At 62.8% G+C, this 14025-nt stretch carries 17 protein-coding genes; 6 read left to right on the top strand and 11 right to left on the bottom strand.

The window, feature by feature from the left end:
* Positions 1-40: 40 nt before the first annotated feature.
* The 4 genes from msrB to AC1DX4_RS02755 form a co-directional block, all read right to left on the bottom strand.
* Positions 41-544 (bottom strand): peptide-methionine (R)-S-oxide reductase MsrB, encoded by a 504-nt coding sequence (msrB, locus tag AC1DX4_RS02770; RefSeq protein ID WP_477218848.1) that lies wholly within the window; start codon positions 542-544, stop codon positions 41-43.
* A 225-nt stretch (positions 545-769) separates the two neighbouring features.
* Positions 770-1327 carry a fasciclin domain-containing protein gene (locus tag AC1DX4_RS02765; RefSeq protein ID WP_477218847.1) on the bottom strand — a complete coding sequence of 186 codons (558 nt, stop codon included), beginning with the start codon at positions 1325-1327 and terminating at the stop codon, positions 770-772.
* A gap of 227 nt (positions 1328-1554) precedes the next feature.
* On the bottom strand, positions 1555-2277 hold the full coding sequence (locus AC1DX4_RS02760; RefSeq protein WP_477219108.1) for an anti-sigma factor: 723 nt from the start codon (positions 2275-2277) through the stop codon (positions 1555-1557).
* On the bottom strand, positions 2274-2813 hold the full coding sequence (locus tag AC1DX4_RS02755) for a sigma-70 family RNA polymerase sigma factor (RefSeq protein WP_172221316.1): 540 nt from the start codon (positions 2811-2813) through the stop codon (positions 2274-2276). Before AC1DX4_RS02755 ends, AC1DX4_RS02760 begins: the two co-directional genes overlap by 4 nt.
* Before the next feature lie 138 nt (positions 2814-2951).
* Here AC1DX4_RS02755 and AC1DX4_RS02750 point away from each other — a divergent pair, with 138 nt between their 5' ends.
* Both AC1DX4_RS02750 and argB read left to right on the top strand, forming a co-directional pair.
* Positions 2952-4451, top strand: coding sequence for an amidase (locus tag AC1DX4_RS02750; RefSeq protein WP_477218846.1), 1500 nt, complete (start codon positions 2952-2954; stop codon positions 4449-4451).
* Between the two features lie 160 nt (positions 4452-4611).
* The gene (argB, locus tag AC1DX4_RS02745; protein WP_172221310.1) at positions 4612-5505 is read left to right on the top strand and encodes an acetylglutamate kinase; all 894 of its coding nucleotides are present in this window, start codon (positions 4612-4614) and stop codon (positions 5503-5505) included.
* A gap of 7 nt (positions 5506-5512) precedes the next feature.
* On the opposite strand, the gene bchE is transcribed toward argB, so the two are convergent.
* The 3 genes from bchE to AC1DX4_RS02730 form a co-directional block, all read right to left on the bottom strand.
* Positions 5513-7078: a magnesium-protoporphyrin IX monomethyl ester anaerobic oxidative cyclase gene (bchE, locus tag AC1DX4_RS02740; RefSeq protein ID WP_477218845.1), complete on the bottom strand. Its 1566-nt coding sequence runs from the start codon at positions 7076-7078 to the stop codon at positions 5513-5515.
* Positions 7079-7249: 171 nt separating this feature from the next.
* Entirely contained in the window at positions 7250-7546 is a 297-nt protein-coding gene (locus AC1DX4_RS02735; RefSeq protein ID WP_477218844.1) for an immunity 53 family protein, read from the bottom strand.
* 104 nt (positions 7547-7650) lie between these two features.
* Complete coding sequence (locus AC1DX4_RS02730) at positions 7651-8127, bottom strand: Lrp/AsnC family transcriptional regulator (RefSeq protein WP_027040871.1); 477 nt, start codon at positions 8125-8127, stop codon at positions 7651-7653.
* A 147-nt stretch (positions 8128-8274) separates the two neighbouring features.
* Between AC1DX4_RS02730 and phhA the strand changes: the two genes are divergently transcribed.
* Positions 8275-9102: a phenylalanine 4-monooxygenase gene (gene phhA / locus AC1DX4_RS02725; RefSeq protein ID WP_477218843.1), complete on the top strand. Its 828-nt coding sequence runs from the start codon at positions 8275-8277 to the stop codon at positions 9100-9102.
* An 80-nt stretch (positions 9103-9182) separates the two neighbouring features.
* Here phhA and AC1DX4_RS02720 read toward each other — a convergent pair whose 3' ends face one another.
* Positions 9183-9587 carry a VOC family protein gene (locus AC1DX4_RS02720; RefSeq protein ID WP_477218842.1) on the bottom strand — a complete coding sequence of 135 codons (405 nt, stop codon included), beginning with the start codon at positions 9585-9587 and terminating at the stop codon, positions 9183-9185.
* A 103-nt stretch (positions 9588-9690) separates the two neighbouring features.
* Here AC1DX4_RS02720 and AC1DX4_RS02715 point away from each other — a divergent pair, with 103 nt between their 5' ends.
* Positions 9691-10323 carry a TetR/AcrR family transcriptional regulator gene (locus AC1DX4_RS02715; RefSeq protein WP_477218841.1) on the top strand — a complete coding sequence of 211 codons (633 nt, stop codon included), beginning with the start codon at positions 9691-9693 and terminating at the stop codon, positions 10321-10323.
* Positions 10324-10372: 49 nt separating this feature from the next.
* Here the strand turns inward: AC1DX4_RS02715 and AC1DX4_RS02710 are convergent, their stop codons facing one another.
* Complete coding sequence (locus tag AC1DX4_RS02710; RefSeq protein ID WP_477218840.1) at positions 10373-10870, bottom strand: MarR family winged helix-turn-helix transcriptional regulator; 498 nt, start codon at positions 10868-10870, stop codon at positions 10373-10375.
* A 94-nt stretch (positions 10871-10964) separates the two neighbouring features.
* On the opposite strand from AC1DX4_RS02710, the gene AC1DX4_RS02705 reads away from it, so the two are divergent.
* Complete coding sequence (locus tag AC1DX4_RS02705) at positions 10965-11132, top strand: hypothetical protein (protein WP_010912744.1); 168 nt, start codon at positions 10965-10967, stop codon at positions 11130-11132.
* A 2-nt stretch (positions 11133-11134) separates the two neighbouring features.
* Positions 11135-12346, top strand: coding sequence for an FAD-dependent oxidoreductase (locus AC1DX4_RS02700; protein ID WP_477218839.1), 1212 nt, complete (start codon positions 11135-11137; stop codon positions 12344-12346).
* A gap of 42 nt (positions 12347-12388) precedes the next feature.
* On the opposite strand, the gene AC1DX4_RS02695 is transcribed toward AC1DX4_RS02700, so the two are convergent.
* Both AC1DX4_RS02695 and AC1DX4_RS02690 read right to left on the bottom strand, forming a co-directional pair.
* The gene (locus AC1DX4_RS02695; protein ID WP_477218838.1) at positions 12389-13828 is read right to left on the bottom strand and encodes a GMC oxidoreductase; all 1440 of its coding nucleotides are present in this window, start codon (positions 13826-13828) and stop codon (positions 12389-12391) included.
* On the bottom strand, positions 13825-14022 hold the full coding sequence (locus AC1DX4_RS02690; RefSeq protein WP_477219107.1) for a hypothetical protein: 198 nt from the start codon (positions 14020-14022) through the stop codon (positions 13825-13827). Before AC1DX4_RS02690 ends, AC1DX4_RS02695 begins: the two co-directional genes overlap by 4 nt.
* Positions 14023-14025: the final 3 nt, after the last annotated feature.

Genomic DNA, 14025 nt, shown 5'->3' with positions numbered 1-14025 from the left:
CGGGCCGCAAAGCCCGGAGTTTTTTGCTTTATAGCTGGGTTCAGGCCGTGGCGGGCTTGAAGGTCAGCGCCACGCCGTTGATGCAATGGCGCAGGCCGGTCGGCGCCGGGCCGTCGTCGAAGACATGACCGAGATGGCCGCCGCAGCGGCGGCAATGCACCTCGGTGCGGGTCATGCCAAGCGACCTGTCCTCGGTCTTGCCGATGCCATTGGCGATCTCCTGCCAGAAGCTCGGCCAGCCGGTGCCGGAATCGAACTTCGTCTCCGAGGGATAGACCGGCAGGTCGCAGCCGGCGCAGGCGAAAATGCCTTTGCGGTGTTCGTTGAGCAGCGGGCTGGTGCCGGGATATTCCGTGCCCTCCTTGCGCAGCACGTCGAAGGCGGCCGGCGACAGGATGGCTTTCCACTCATCATCGGTCTTGGTGATCTCGAATTTTTCGGCGGCCTGTGCGGGCTGCGGGCTGCCCATGCGCAGCATGGTTGCCGCGGCACCGACGACGCCGAGGGCGGCGGCACCGCTCAAAAGAAGATCGCGACGGTTCATGACCAGTTCCTCCTGTTGTTCTCTAGCCAAACTATACCGCCACGCAGAAATCAAAAGCCGGTGACGGTTGCCCTCGAACGAAACTCCGCGCCGGTCCACGATTGACCGTGGGCGGCGCGGAGCACGCGTGTCGTTTGCAGGTCACGGGAGCGAGACGATGCAACCGACTGAAGGCTCTTGCTGCAGGTTCGTCGCGGCAAGCCCTTTGTTACAGTTTCGGGCCGATCACATCTTCGGGAGCAGAACCTTGTCGATGACGTGGATGACGCCGTTGGACTGTTCGACATCGGCGATCGTCACGTTGGCGACGTTGCCGTTCTCGTCGGTGACGGTGACCTTGCCACCCTCGGCCTTCAGCGACAGCTCGCAGCCGCCGACGGTCTTGACCTTGTGGGTGCCGCCGTCAGCCTTGACCATCGCGGCCACATCAGCCGCCATCGCCTTGGCGCCGATGACATGGCAGGTCAGGATCTTGACGAGCTTGTCCTTGTTCTCGGGCTTGAGCAGCGTGTCGACCGTGCCGGCCGGCAGTGCGGCGAAGGCCTCGTTGGTCGGCGCGAAGACGGTGAACGGACCGGCGCCCTGCAGGGTCTCGACCAGGCCGGCGGCCTTGACGGCGGCGACCAGTGTCGTGTGGTCCTTCGAATTGACGGCATTCTCGACGATGTTCTTGTCGGCAAACATGGCGGCGCCGCCGACCATCGGGTTTTCGGCATAGGCAGCGGTGGCGAGCACGGAAACGGCAATCGTACCGGCGAGCAAAAGGGTGGCGAATTTACGCATGATGTTCAAACTCCTCGGGTTTTCTCTTCCCATTTTTGGGGACGCGAGGAGATACGGAACACAAACGCGTGAGTTTCAGAATATTTTTGGATTTTTAATTTAATCGTACGAGCGAAGAGATTTATCCCACGCAACAGTTTGCCGGATTACGTGCCTCTTTAGACGCGCATCACATAAGATAAATTGAAATTATTCTGGCAACAGGCTTCGCGGTGGGAAGAATCCGATCAGATGCTCTTCAGGTCGCCTGCGGCCACCACGGGTCCGGTTGGCTGCCCCGTCGGCGAACCGCCGGCGGGCTCCAGACTGACGGCCAGCACCGCACCCTGGGCAAGCTTCTGCTGGGCGGCGGGTGAGACGACGATATGCGCCGTCGACCCGACCGGAATGACGCCCATCGAGACCGGTGGGTTCTTGCCCTCGATCATCCACAGCTCGAAGTCCTTGCCGGCGGCACGCTCACCGGAGACATGCGACAGCCCGACCTCGTGATGCGCGGCGTCGTAGACGGCGAGATATTTGACGTCGCTGCCATCGGCTGCCAGCGAGGCGACGAGGCGTGCCTGCGGCTGCGCGACCGGTGGGTTGACGTAAGGGATCGCAATGTAGATCGCCAGCGCGGCAACCGCCGCCGCGGCAAGACCGCGCCAGAAGGCGAGGCTGGACCACAGGCCGGCGCGTGCCTCGGTTGAAGTGGCCACGGTCGATGCAAACAGCCGGCGATCGATCGCTGGCTTCACCGAAGCCGGCGGCTCGATTTCCGGATAGGCGGCGGCCAACGGCGAGAGGTGAACCTCCCAGCCATCGACAAGCCGCGCGAAATCGGTTTCGGAATCGATGCGCCTGGACGCGATCTGCCGCTCTTCCACCGGCAGAACGCCAAGAACGTATTCGGCGGCGAACATGTCGTCGCCCCCACGTTCCGGTCCATTGTCCTCTGCCAGTGTCATCTTTCCAGACATTCTCTGAGTTTCATCAGGCTGCGGCGCAGCCAGGTACGCATCGTGTTCAACGGCACGCCGTGGCGCTCCGCCAGTTCGGCATAACTTTCGCCCTTGAGATAAGCGCCCCGGACGGCCGCCGCCCGGTCCTTTTCCAATTCTTCAAGGCAATGATGGATGCGTTCGGATTCGTCGCCCGCCACCACCATCGCTTCAGGTCCCGGTGCCGGATCGGCCACGTCGAGCGCGGCATCGATATCGGCGGCCGGCTTGCGCCGCGCCCTGATGCGATCGATCGCATGATTGCGCGCGATTGCCACCAGCCAGGAGATCGGGCTCAGATCGGAAACAGCAAAACGATCCGCCTTCGTCCATATCTTGACGAAGACTTCCTGCAACGCTTCTTCCGCATCTCCCCGGTCGTTCAATACACGAAGGCACACGCCGAAAAGTTTCGCGCTCGTCTGCCGGTACAGCAGATCGAAAGCGGCCCGATCCTTCATCGAAGTCCGGACGATCAGCTTGGTGATGTCCTGCGGCGTCATGCGGGTCAAACTAGGCGATTATGCTGTATTTGCAACGCCGGAAATATTCCATGCACCTAAAGTTCCGGCCTCCGGGTGCAGGCTTCGATTGCCAAGGGAATCGCCGCTGGCTAGCTTGGCGGGAGTGGGAGAGCGCAGATGTCGGTCGAACGGATCCTGTGGGAAGAAGACGCAACCGGCCTCGCCGGTCTTGTGCGCAAGGGCGAGTTGTCCGCGGTCGAACTGACCGAAGCGGCGATCGCGCGCGCCGAGGCCACGCGGCCTGAAATCAACGCTACGGCCGAACCGCTCTACGAGGCCGCGCGCACCCGGGCCAAGACCATCGATCGCTCGCTGCCGCTGGCCGGCGTGCCCTTTGCCATCAAGGATCTGGGCATCGCCATCAAGGGCGTGCCGTCGCATGGTGGCAGCCGCATTCCCGCCTCGGTGCCCGACGTCAATTCGGTGATGACCGAGCGCTACCTCGCCGCCGGGCTAATCCCGATCGTCACCTCGACATCGCCGGAACACGGGCTGCGGCTGATGACCGAATCGAAGGCCTTCGGCATCACCCGCAATCCCTGGAACACCAGCCACACCAGCGGCGGCTCGTCGGGCGGTTCGGCAGCCCTAGTCGCCGCCGGCGTCGTGCCGGTGGCGCATGCCTCGGATGGCGGCGGCTCGATCCGCGTGCCGTCCGCCTGCACGGGGCTTGTCGGCCTCAAAACCTCGCGCGGGCGCATCCCGCTGACGCCGCTGGTCAGCGAAAGCTGGTACGGCATGGTGGTCGACCATGCCGTCACCCGCTCGGTGCGCGATTGTGCACTACTGCTCGACCTCACCCACGGTCCCGATCCGCTGTCGCCCTATGCCGCGCCGCCGCCGAAGGGTACGTTCGCCGCCGCGGCCGCGCGCGATCCCGGCAAGCTCCGGCTGGCCGTCTACCGCAAGTCGCCGCTTGGCCTGCCGATCTCGGCCGAAACAATGAAAGCGCTGGATACGGCGGTGGCGCTTGCGCGAGAGGGCGGCCACACGGTCGAGGACATCGACTTGCCCTTCATCGGCCGCGATTTCATGGCCGACTTCTGCCGGACGGTTGCTTCCGCCGTCGCTGGAACGCTGCGGGCGGAAGCGCTGCGCGTTGGCCGTTCTGTTACCGGTGATGTCGAGCGCGCCACGCGGGTGTTGGGCCGGTTGGGCGAAATGGTCTCGGCCGGCGAGATTTACGCCGCCGTGCAGCGGCTGCATGTCGCCTCGCGGCGGATGATCGAGGAAACCGCGCAGTATGACGCCGTGCTGATGCCGATCATCGCCCACCCGCCGCTCGCCTGCGGCGCCATGGATCCGCAAGGCGCCGATGAGCTGATCGAAAACCTGCTCGACAAGCTTCACCTGACGCCCTTGCTGAAGCTGAAGCCGCTGTTCGGCCAGCTGATGGACAAGAGCCTTTTGTTCACCCACTGGCCGGCGATCCACAATGTCAGCGGCCAGCCGTCGATCGCGCTGCCAGTCCATGTCACCGAGGCCGGCCTGCCGCTCGGCATACAGGCCGCCGGCCGTCCGGGCGATGAGGAGACGCTTTTGTCCTTCGCCGCGCAGATGGAGAAGATCTCGGGTTGGCTCGGCCGCAGGGCGCCGCTGATGGTGCCGACACGATGACGACACCGTGAGCCGTTCGAATATGACAGCAATGCCATTTGCCCCCTGCTGCAATTCCCGCTAAGACGCCGCCGTCTTTACCTCATGCATGTCGCCCAAAAGTGCCCAGCGGTTTTGGGGCAACGACATGCATAAAATCAAAAGCCAGGGAACCATGCCGATGACGGAGATAACCGCCACCGCCGAAATGCAGGCCGCTCTGCTTTCGCGGGCGCTGCCCTACATGCAGCGTTACGAGCACAAGACCGTCGTGGTGAAGTATGGCGGCCACGCCATGGGCGACCTCGAGCTCGGCAAGGCCTTTGCCCGTGACATCGCGTTGCTCAAGCAATCCGGCGTCAACCCGATCGTCGTCCATGGCGGCGGCCCGCAGATCGGCGCCATGCTGGCCAAGATGGGCATCGAATCCAAATTCGAAGGCGGCCTGCGCGTCACCGACCAGAAGACGGTCGAGATCGTCGAGATGGTGCTGGCCGGCTCGATCAACAAGGAGATCGTCGCGCTGATCAACGCCGAGGGCGAATGGGCGATTGGCCTTTGCGGCAAGGACGGCAACATGGTGTTCGCCGAAAAGGCCCGCAAGACCATGATCGACCCGGACTCCAACATCGAGCGCGTACTCGATCTCGGCTTCGTCGGCGAGCCGGTCGAGGTCGACCGCACGCTGCTCGATCTTCTGGCCCGCTCCGAGATGATCCCGGTGCTGGCGCCGGTGGCGCCCGGCCGCGACGGCCATACCTACAACATCAACGCCGACACGTTTGCCGGTGCCATTGCCGGCGCTTGCCAGGCAACACGCCTGCTGTTCCTGACCGACGTGCCCGGTGTGCTCGACAAGAACAAGAAGCTGATCGACGAGCTGACCGTGGCGGAGGCCCGGGCGCTGATCAAGGACGGCACGGTGTCAGGTGGCATGATCCCCAAGGTCGAGACCTGCATCGAAGCGATCGAGCGTGGCGTCGAGGGCGTCGTCATCCTCAACGGCAAGACGCCGCATGCGGTGCTGCTGGAACTCTTCACCGAACACGGCGCCGGTACGCTGATCGTGCCTTGATCGACAGTCAGCCGGCTAATCGCTTCGCCGGCTGCTCGTGATTTGCGACGACAGGAAGCTCCGGCTTTCGCGCCGGGCGTTGAACGGTCATTGATTCCTCCTCGGCGTCCTGCGGCGCGCCCCAGAATTCGGCGAGTGTCGGCCCGTCCTTCACCCTGATGTCGCGGGCCAGAAACCCCCAGACCTCGCGGAACCAGACGCGGCGGCCCATCTGCGTGTACCAGCGCATCGAGTGTCGCTGTTCGGGATCCTTGTGGAACAGGATGCGCGCCAGCGCCTTCGGCCGCGACTGGACCGCGACCTCGATCAGCTTGACGCTGAAGAACAGCATCCACGGCTTCAGCCGGGTCATCTGCAACACCTGGTGCTTGTAGTCCCACAGCCGGGCATCTTGCTGGATCACCTTGCGATCGCGGGCGATCCTGAAGAACGGCGTCCAGCGATGCGGCGTGACGTAAAGCGCCTGGATCTGGTCGGGGTCATAGGCGAGGAGTTGACGAAAGCCGCGCCACAGGTCGCGAAAGCTCTCATCCTCGAAGCCCGCCACCCAGGTCGCCATCGACAATATGCCGTGCTTTCGCAGCAGTCGTATCGCCTCGCGGTCGGATGAGGTGCTGCCGCCCTTGCGGATCAGTTGCAGCGTCTGCTCGTCGGTGTTTTCCATGCCGAGCAGCCAGCGGATGACGCCCGCCTTGCGGTAGAGATGCAGGATGTCGGCATCGCGCACAATGTCGTCAGCCCGCGTCGAGCCGACGATCAGCACCGGCACGTTCTCGGCGATCAGCGCGTCGAGAAAGGCGCGCCAGGCCTTCTTCGAAACCGTAGGGTTCTCATCGGCAAGGTTGATCAGCTCGACGCCGTGTTCGCGGTGCAGCCAGGCAATCTCCTGCGCGAATTTCTTGGGATCGCGATGCCGCCAGCGGGTCCAGAAACCGCGCTGGCCGCAATAATTGCACAGATGCGGGCAGCCGCGCGAAAACTGCATGACCACGGCGCGCTTGCCGCCCCAATAACTGTATCTGCTGTGGTCGATCAGCTCCCAGCCGACGCGGTAGGCGTCGAGCTCGGCAATCGTCATCGCCGCTTGCGTGGCGAAGGGCCTCCGCAGGTCGTCGCGGAAGGCAATGCCGGCCACGCTTGCCGCCGGCTGGTGCATTTCCAGCGCCTCGACCAGCGCCACCACGGTCGCTTCGCCCTCGCCCCGCACGATGAAATCAAAGACGTCGGTGGCGGCCAGTATGTCGCGCCAATGATAGGTCGGGAAGACGCCGCCATAGATGATGATGGTCGTCGGTTCGCGCTGCTTGATCATGCCTGCGATCAGCAAGGCGGTCGGGTGCGCCGAGGTCGAGCCGGAATGGCCGATCAGGACGAAGTCGGGAAAGTCATCCAATGCGTCGCGCACGACGCTCTCGAGCGGCATCGGCCCGAACTCGGCATCGACGAGCCGCACTTGGTGGCCGGCATCGATCAGCGGGCCACCGATCGCCAGCAGGCCAAGCGGCGGCAGGTGATCGTCCGGCACGCGGCTGCCGATGGCGGTGTGTGGCGGATTGATGAGGACGATTTTCATGGCGGACCTCCTGGGCGTTGGTCCGCGTATGCTGGTCGGCGATGTGGACAGGCGCTTGGCCCGTTTCAGCAGTTTGCGTGCAGCTTTTCCTCAGGTGCTGTGCCCATGTGGGCTTCGACACGTCGCAAAGAGCAGCTAGGCCGCATGGATTTGAGGTACGGCTGGGTAGCGCTAGCGAATTCGCGTAGCCCACTCTCGGAAATTTTCAAGAAGCGAACGAAGGTGGAGTGGGCCACCAGCGCCATGAAACACGTTTCCCTCCGTCCAGCAGGTCCACCAGTCGGTTTCGTGCTCGTAGTTGTGCGAGATCGGATCAAGGGTTCGCCCGTCGCAGTCTGTTCCTGCAAGGTCAATCTTTAAGGACCAGCCCGGGTTATCGATAGTACTGATTGAAGGACCAAACCCATGCTCCCAATCCCCATCGCATTGAGTTTCATACCAGCGGGCTAGCCAATCTAGAACATCCATCCAACTAAGCTATCGGACCGCCTACAGCATGGGAAGAAGGCTCTCGAGGTAGCTGCGTTTGTCAAATAGATAACCGCTCTTGAGGGGTACGGAGGTGAGGGGCGTTACTTCCGGAGATGCGCGAGCGGCACGTGGCCGGGCCCCTTGATGTTCTGCAGCACCAGCTGCGTGTGGACGTCGCGCACGCCGTCGAGCCGCATCAGCCGGTGCATGACGAAGGCGTTAAGTTCGTCGACCGACGGCACCATGACATGCAGCAGGAAGTCGTGGTCGCCGGTCATCGTCCAGCACGACGACACCTCGTCCATGCGCTGCACCGCGGCAATGAAGCTTTCGGGTGAGCCGTCGCTGTGGCTGACCAGGCGTACTTGGATGAACACCTCGACCATCAGGCCGACGGCACGGCGGCTGATCACCGCGGCGAAGCCCTTTATGATGCCGGCATCTTGCAGTGCCTCGAAGCGTCGCGCGCATGGTGTCGTCGACAGGCCGATCTCCTGCGCCAGTTCGGAGACCGGCTTGCGGCCATCGCGTTGCAGCACATCGAGCATCTTGATCTCGAAATCGTCGAATTGAGGCATCTTCACTCCTCTAGTGCCGATTGTGAGTGAATATTATCTCGAATCCCGCGAGTGAGCTATCATCAAAACCAAATCGCCTCGGCAAATCCGGTTACCCTGCGGGCTCGTCAGCCATTGATGATTTGTGAGGAGAAAACCACGACGACAATGAGCGTTGCCGAATATGCCCGCGATTGCGCGGCGCAAGGCTTGCGCGGCGACTATTCGGTCTGCCGTTCCGATTTCACCGTGGCGCAGGGCTACGACTACAGCGCCGAGGAACAGGCGGTGTGGCGCACTTTGTGCGACCGCCAGACCAAGCTGACGCGCAAGCTCGCCCATCATTCCTACCTCGACGGCGTCGAAAAGCTCGGTCTGCTCGACCGCATTCCCGATTTCGAGGATGTCAGCGCCAAGCTGCGCAAACTGACCGGCTGGGAGATCGTCGCTGTGCCGGGCCTCATCCCGGCCGCTCCCTTTTTCGATCATCTCGCCAACCGCCGCTTCCCGGTCACCAACTGGCTGCGCACCAGGCAGGAGCTCGACTACATCGTCGAGCCGGACATGTTCCACGATTTCTTCGGCCACGTGCCGGTGCTGTCGCAGCCGGTATTCGCCGATTTCATGCAGATGTATGGCAAAAAGGCCGGCGACATCATCGCGCTCGGCGGCGACGAGATGATCACCCGGCTCTACTGGTACACAGCCGAATACGGGCTGATGCAGGAGGCCGGCCAGCCGCTGAAGGCTTTTGGCGCCGGCCTGATGTCGTCCTTTACCGAACTGCAATTCGCCGTCGACAGCAAGGATGCCCACCATGTGCCGTTCGATCTCGAAACGGTAATGCGCACCGGCTACGAGATCGACAAGTTCCAGCGCGCTTATTTCGTGCTGCCGTCCTTCGACGCCTTGCGTGATGCCTTCCAGACGGCCGACTTTGCGGCGATCGTAGCCCGCCGCAAGGGGCAGCCGGCGCTCGACCCGGCGACGGTCTAGCAAATCCGGCACCAGTGTTTAGGCGCGTCGCATGAATCCGTTTCAACGCGACGCGCTTTAGACGCTTTGGTCCCGCTGGGCTATTGCATAGCGGCAGGGTTCATCCACAGGAACTCCCAGACGTTGCCGTCGGGGTCCTCAATGTGGCGGTTGAACATGAAGCCGAGATCCTGCGCTGGATTGGGATCAGCGCGGCCGCCTGCCGCCACACCCTTCTCGATCACGGCATTGACCTCGTCCTTGCTGTCGGTGGTGAGCGCGATCAGCATCTGGCTGTCACGCTTGGCGTCGCCGATCTGCCGCGCTGTGAACTGGCTATAATGCTGGTGCGTCAGCAACATGACCCCAATGGAGTCCGAGAACATGATCGAACTGGCCTGGTCGTTCGAGAACTGCGGATTCAGCGTGCCGCCGATCGCGAGATAGAAGTTGGTCGCTGCCTGCAGATCGCGCACCGGTAGATTGACGAAGATCATTTTGCTCATCGGCTTAAGCCCTGCTTTCGTTGACTGGTACTAGTCAGTCTAGTACTGTTGTCGTAGCTACCATACGGGAACGGTACCGTCTAGTACTGGTCAGGAGGATTCCATGGAAATTGACGGTGAGACCAGGTCAGCACGCAAGGATCGAGAAATCATCCAGGCGGCCACGGCGGCGTTCATCGGCAAGGGTTATGATGGAACCAGCATGGAAGAAATCGCCACCAAGGCGAGGGCTTCCAAGCAGACCGTCTACAAGCATTTCACCGACAAGGAGACGCTTTTCGGCGAGGTCGTTCTGGCAACCGCTACCCAGGCCAACGACATCATCGAATCCGTGACGACGCTGCTTTCCGAGTCGAAATTCATGGAGGGTGGCCTGCAGCAGCTGGCTCGATGTTTGATAACGACGCTCATGGATGAAGAGCTGTTGAAGCTGCGGCGCTTGATTATCGCCAATGCGGATCGAATGCCGCAGCTTGGCCGCAGTTGGTACGAAAAGGGTTTTGAGCGCATGCTTGCCTCGATGGCGTCCTGCTTTCAAAAGCTCACCAGTCGAGGACTGATACAAACCAGCGACCCCTATCTGGCAGCCAGCCATTTTTTTGGAATGCTCCTTTGGATTCCCATGAACGAAGCCATGTTCACGGGAAGCAACCGGCGCTCCAAGGCCGAACTTGAACGGCACGCGGATGCCTCGGTGGAGGCGTTTCTTGTCGCCTATGGGGTCCAGCCGAAATAGTCCCGTTCCCTGCCGACATTTGCAGTAGCGCCACGAACACATCGCATCCCTATCGCCCGGGGCTGTCCGACCCCTCGGCCTTCAGCCGCGCAAGCTGGGCGCGCTGCAGGTCGAGCGCGGCGTTGACGAAGCGCGATATGGTCGCGAGCTCAGCGTCGCTGAAGGTGGCGATCACTTTTTCACCCTCCTGCGCGATGGCGCCGTAATAGCGCGCCGACAGCTCCCGTGTCGCCTCGGTCGCTTCGATCACCACCTTGCGCCTGTCCTCGAGACTGCGCGTGCGCGTCAGCAGGCCGCGCGCTTCCAGCCGGTCGATCAGCGCCGTCACCGCTGCCGGTGTCAGCCCGGTCGCGGTCGCAACCGCGCCGGCCGATTGCGGGCCGCCATAAAGCAGCCCGATGCAATGGCGTTCGGCCATGTTCAGCCCGAGCCGCGTCCCCACCGCTTCGTCATAGGCCTGCGTCGCGTCCTGCCACTGCATGATGGCAAGGCCGATCGTCCTCGTCATGTCGTCGCGATTGTCGCTTGACGAATTTATTTCGATCATCTAACTATCAATCCGTCTAACATTTAGACCATTACAGCAATATGCGGCCGCGGTTTGGACAAGGCAAGAGCGAGCCGCGGACCAGGAGTGAAAAATGAGCTTGATTCAACAACGTACCCCTCTCTCGCACGAGGATGAATTCAAATACGCCAAGCTGGCGATGGAATGGTATGGCTGGGGCTCTCCCATCGGCCTCGGCATCCTGCTTGTGGCGCTTGCCGCCGCAGCCGTGCTGGTGCGCATCGCCATCTACGGCCTGTAACGATGGCCGTCACCATCCCCTCGGCATTGCCGGTCGCCATCATTGGCGCCGGCGTTGCCGGGCTGGCCCTTGCCGTCATGCTGCGCCGGCAAGGGTTTGGCGTCTGCCTGTTCGAGGCACGGTCGCGCGAGGCATTGAGCGAAGGCGCGTTCCTCACTTTGGCGCCCAACGGCATCAATGCCTTGCGCGCGCTTGGGCTTGCCGAGCGCGTCAGCGCGCTGGGCACTCCAACACTTGGCTTCGAGATCATGAACGCCGCCGGGCGCCGTCTCATCCATCTCGACGAACGCCAATCGATGCGCGTCGCCGGCGCCGAAAGCGTCACGCTGCGGCGCTCGGACCTGCTTGGCGCGCTGCTGGACGAGGCGCTGGCGCTTGGCGCCGATATCCGTTTTGGCCATGCGCTTGCCAATATCGAAGAGCAGCCGGAGGCTGTGCGCCTGGCCTTCGGCAACGGCACGACGGTCGATGCCGCCTGGCTGGCCGGCTGCGATGGTGTCTGGTCACGCGTCCGCCGCCTTTGTTTTCCGGCCTCCCCGGATCCTGTCTACACCGGGCTGACCGGCGTCGGCGGCGTGGCAGAACTCCCTTTTGTCGAGCCGACCGAAGGCCTGATGCATATGGTGTTCGGCAAGAGAGCCTTCTTCGGCTACATGAAACCAGGTGACGGGCCGGTACTATGGTTCTCGTCCTTCCCGCTCGACGAGGATGCTGCCCTGGCGAGACCCGATCCCATCCATCTGGCGGCAACCGTTCGCCAGTTGCACGCCGGCGACCCCAGGACGATCCGCCAGATCGTCGACACCATCACGCAAATCCCGCGCACCTATCCGGTGTTCGACATGCTGCATCTGCCGCAATGGCACACTGGCCGGGTGGTTCTGCTGGGCGATGCCGCGCACGCCGTCTCGCCGCATTCCGGGCAGGGTGCGTCGATGGCCATTGAGGATGCCGTGGTGCTGGCCGCGTGCCTGGATGCGACGCCGTTGCCGGCGCAGGCTTTCGCGACCTTTCAGGCGCTGCGCCAGGACCGCGTCGAACACATCGTCAAGGTCAGCCGGCGCATCGGCTCGCAAAAGCAGGTGAAGGGCCGCGTTGCTCTGTTCCTGCGCGACCTGACGCTGCCTTTCTTCATCCGCTTCGGCTCCGGCACGACCCGCGCCATGACGCGTTACCGTGCCGATCTGGCGCCGCTCGAGAAGCCGCTGATCTGACCGGCCACCGCGCCCATCACAGGCGCGGATATCCCTGACAGCTCAGACGGAGACCACCTTGCTCAGATGATCCCCCAGCCGGCAGGCCAGCGCGGTGATCGTCGTCGTCGGGTTGGCTTGACCGGATGTGCAGAACACGGAGGAGCCGCCGACATAGAGATTGTCCATGCCGTGCACCTTGCAGTTGGCGTCCACCACGCTCCTGGTCACGTCGGTGCCCATGCGCGTGCCGCCCATGTGATGGTGGCCAGCGGTCTCCTCGTTGGTCGGATAATCCTCGCCATTGGCGATCCAGTCCATGAGACGGACACGGCCGAGATCCTTCTCGATCAGTGTCGTGCCGAACAGCTTCAGGCCTTCGACAAGCGTGCGGCGTTCGAGTGCCGATTTCTTCCAGTGCAGCTCGATGCGCGGCACGCCGGCATGGTCGACATCGGTCTTCGACAGTTCGATCTGGTTGGAGGCCAGCGGCGCCTGTTCCCAGGCGACGTAGAGCTGGGCCGCGCAGCGCAGGTTCTGGCTAAGCTGATAGGCGACCCATTCGGCCATGTCCGGCGCCGTGCAGGCGAGGTCGGCAATCACATGCTTGACGCCGGCATAGGGTGTCTCGATCAGCCTGATGCCGAAATTCATGATCTGCAGGCGCTCCATCGCGGCAAGCGTCGGCGAGAAGAAGGCCTCGTTGACGGCATCGACCTCGAACTCGCCGTAATCGGCCAGGATGGCATTGCCGCCCTCGAAGGTCGGGTGTTCCATCCAGTAGCGGCCGAGCGCCGTGGCGTTCGGCACGACGCCGCCATTGGAGCGCTGGTTCGACCACAGCAGCAGCCGTGAATTCTCCAGCCCGCCGGTGCAGACGATGAAATAATCGGCGCTGAACGAGCCGGCATCCTGGCCGTTAGACCACAGTTTGGCGCCGGTCACGCGTTTGCCGTCGCCGGCAAGCTCGGTGGCATAGGTGTTGAGCACGACGGCGATGTTGCGGCTCTTGTCCAGCTCGTCGGCGAATTTCTCGCCGAAGCGCACAGCCGGGCTCTTGATCAGCTGAACCCAGCGTATGTCGTCCGAGACCGGCACATCCGGGCGGAAATCCGGAAGTTCGAGGATATCGTGCACTTCGGGCAGATAGGGCTCGATGTCGGCGCGGCGGATCGGCCAGCCAGTGTCGGGTGCCCAGGCCTTCGGTTCGAAATCCTGCTTGTCGAGCACCCTGCACCAGCCGGCCCAGTGGTTGGAGCTGCCGCCCATGAACCGCAGCCGGGTGATGTCGAGGTCGAAATAGAAATCGCCGACCGTGGTGCCACGGTAGAAATCCTGCGACTCGTCGCTGAAGTCCCGCGAGCCGGCCTCCATCACCACGACCGGGATGCCGGCGGCACCCAGCTTGCGGGCAATGGTGGTGCCGGCCGGACCGGAACCGAGGATGCAGACTTTGGGTTTGAAGTCGACGGCGCGATACGCCTCATAGCTGTCGAAGATCATGCCAGGTCGCTCCGCTTCAGGATCCAGCCATTGACCTCGACGATCTCATTCGGGTCGGCCTGTGATTGACCGGCTCGGGATTGACCGGTATCGGCCGCGTCGGCTTCAGGCGGCTTGCGGAACAGGGACAGGGCAGGCAGTGCTATCAGCGCCCGCACCAGCGTGCGGCGTGACATTTTTTTGAAGAAACTCATGAC

This window comes from Mesorhizobium sp. P3_A8, assembly GCF_056402995.1.
This window is presented reverse-complemented; position numbering and strand designations above follow the sequence as displayed.

Bases quoted from the DNA above. Each gene is read 5' to 3' on its own strand.
- msrB (WP_477218848.1), bottom strand. From the start codon at position 544: ATGAACCGTCGCGATCTTCTTTTGAGCGGTGCCGCCGCCCTCGGCGTC.
- AC1DX4_RS02765 (WP_477218847.1), bottom strand. From the start codon at position 1,327: ATGCGTAAATTCGCCACCCTTTTGCTCGCCGGTACGATTGCCGTTTCC.
- AC1DX4_RS02760 (WP_477219108.1), bottom strand. From the start codon at position 2,277: ATGACACTGGCAGAGGACAATGGACCGGAACGTGGGGGCGACGACATG.
- AC1DX4_RS02755 (WP_172221316.1), bottom strand. From the start codon at position 2,813: ATGACGCCGCAGGACATCACCAAGCTGATCGTCCGGACTTCGATGAAG.
- AC1DX4_RS02750 (WP_477218846.1), top strand. From the start codon at position 2,952: ATGTCGGTCGAACGGATCCTGTGGGAAGAAGACGCAACCGGCCTCGCC.
- argB (WP_172221310.1), top strand. From the start codon at position 4,612: ATGACGGAGATAACCGCCACCGCCGAAATGCAGGCCGCTCTGCTTTCG.
- bchE (WP_477218845.1), bottom strand. From the start codon at position 7,078: ATGAAAATCGTCCTCATCAATCCGCCACACACCGCCATCGGCAGCCGC.
- AC1DX4_RS02735 (WP_477218844.1), bottom strand. From the start codon at position 7,546: ATGGATGTTCTAGATTGGCTAGCCCGCTGGTATGAAACTCAATGCGAT.
- AC1DX4_RS02730 (WP_027040871.1), bottom strand. From the start codon at position 8,127: ATGCCTCAATTCGACGATTTCGAGATCAAGATGCTCGATGTGCTGCAA.
- phhA (WP_477218843.1), top strand. From the start codon at position 8,275: ATGAGCGTTGCCGAATATGCCCGCGATTGCGCGGCGCAAGGCTTGCGC.
- AC1DX4_RS02720 (WP_477218842.1), bottom strand. From the start codon at position 9,587: ATGAGCAAAATGATCTTCGTCAATCTACCGGTGCGCGATCTGCAGGCA.
- AC1DX4_RS02715 (WP_477218841.1), top strand. From the start codon at position 9,691: ATGGAAATTGACGGTGAGACCAGGTCAGCACGCAAGGATCGAGAAATC.
- AC1DX4_RS02710 (WP_477218840.1), bottom strand. From the start codon at position 10,870: ATGATCGAAATAAATTCGTCAAGCGACAATCGCGACGACATGACGAGG.
- AC1DX4_RS02705 (WP_010912744.1), top strand. From the start codon at position 10,965: ATGAGCTTGATTCAACAACGTACCCCTCTCTCGCACGAGGATGAATTC.
- AC1DX4_RS02700 (WP_477218839.1), top strand. From the start codon at position 11,135: ATGGCCGTCACCATCCCCTCGGCATTGCCGGTCGCCATCATTGGCGCC.
- AC1DX4_RS02695 (WP_477218838.1), bottom strand. From the start codon at position 13,828: ATGATCTTCGACAGCTATGAGGCGTATCGCGCCGTCGACTTCAAACCC.
- AC1DX4_RS02690 (WP_477219107.1), bottom strand. From the start codon at position 14,022: ATGAGTTTCTTCAAAAAAATGTCACGCCGCACGCTGGTGCGGGCGCTG.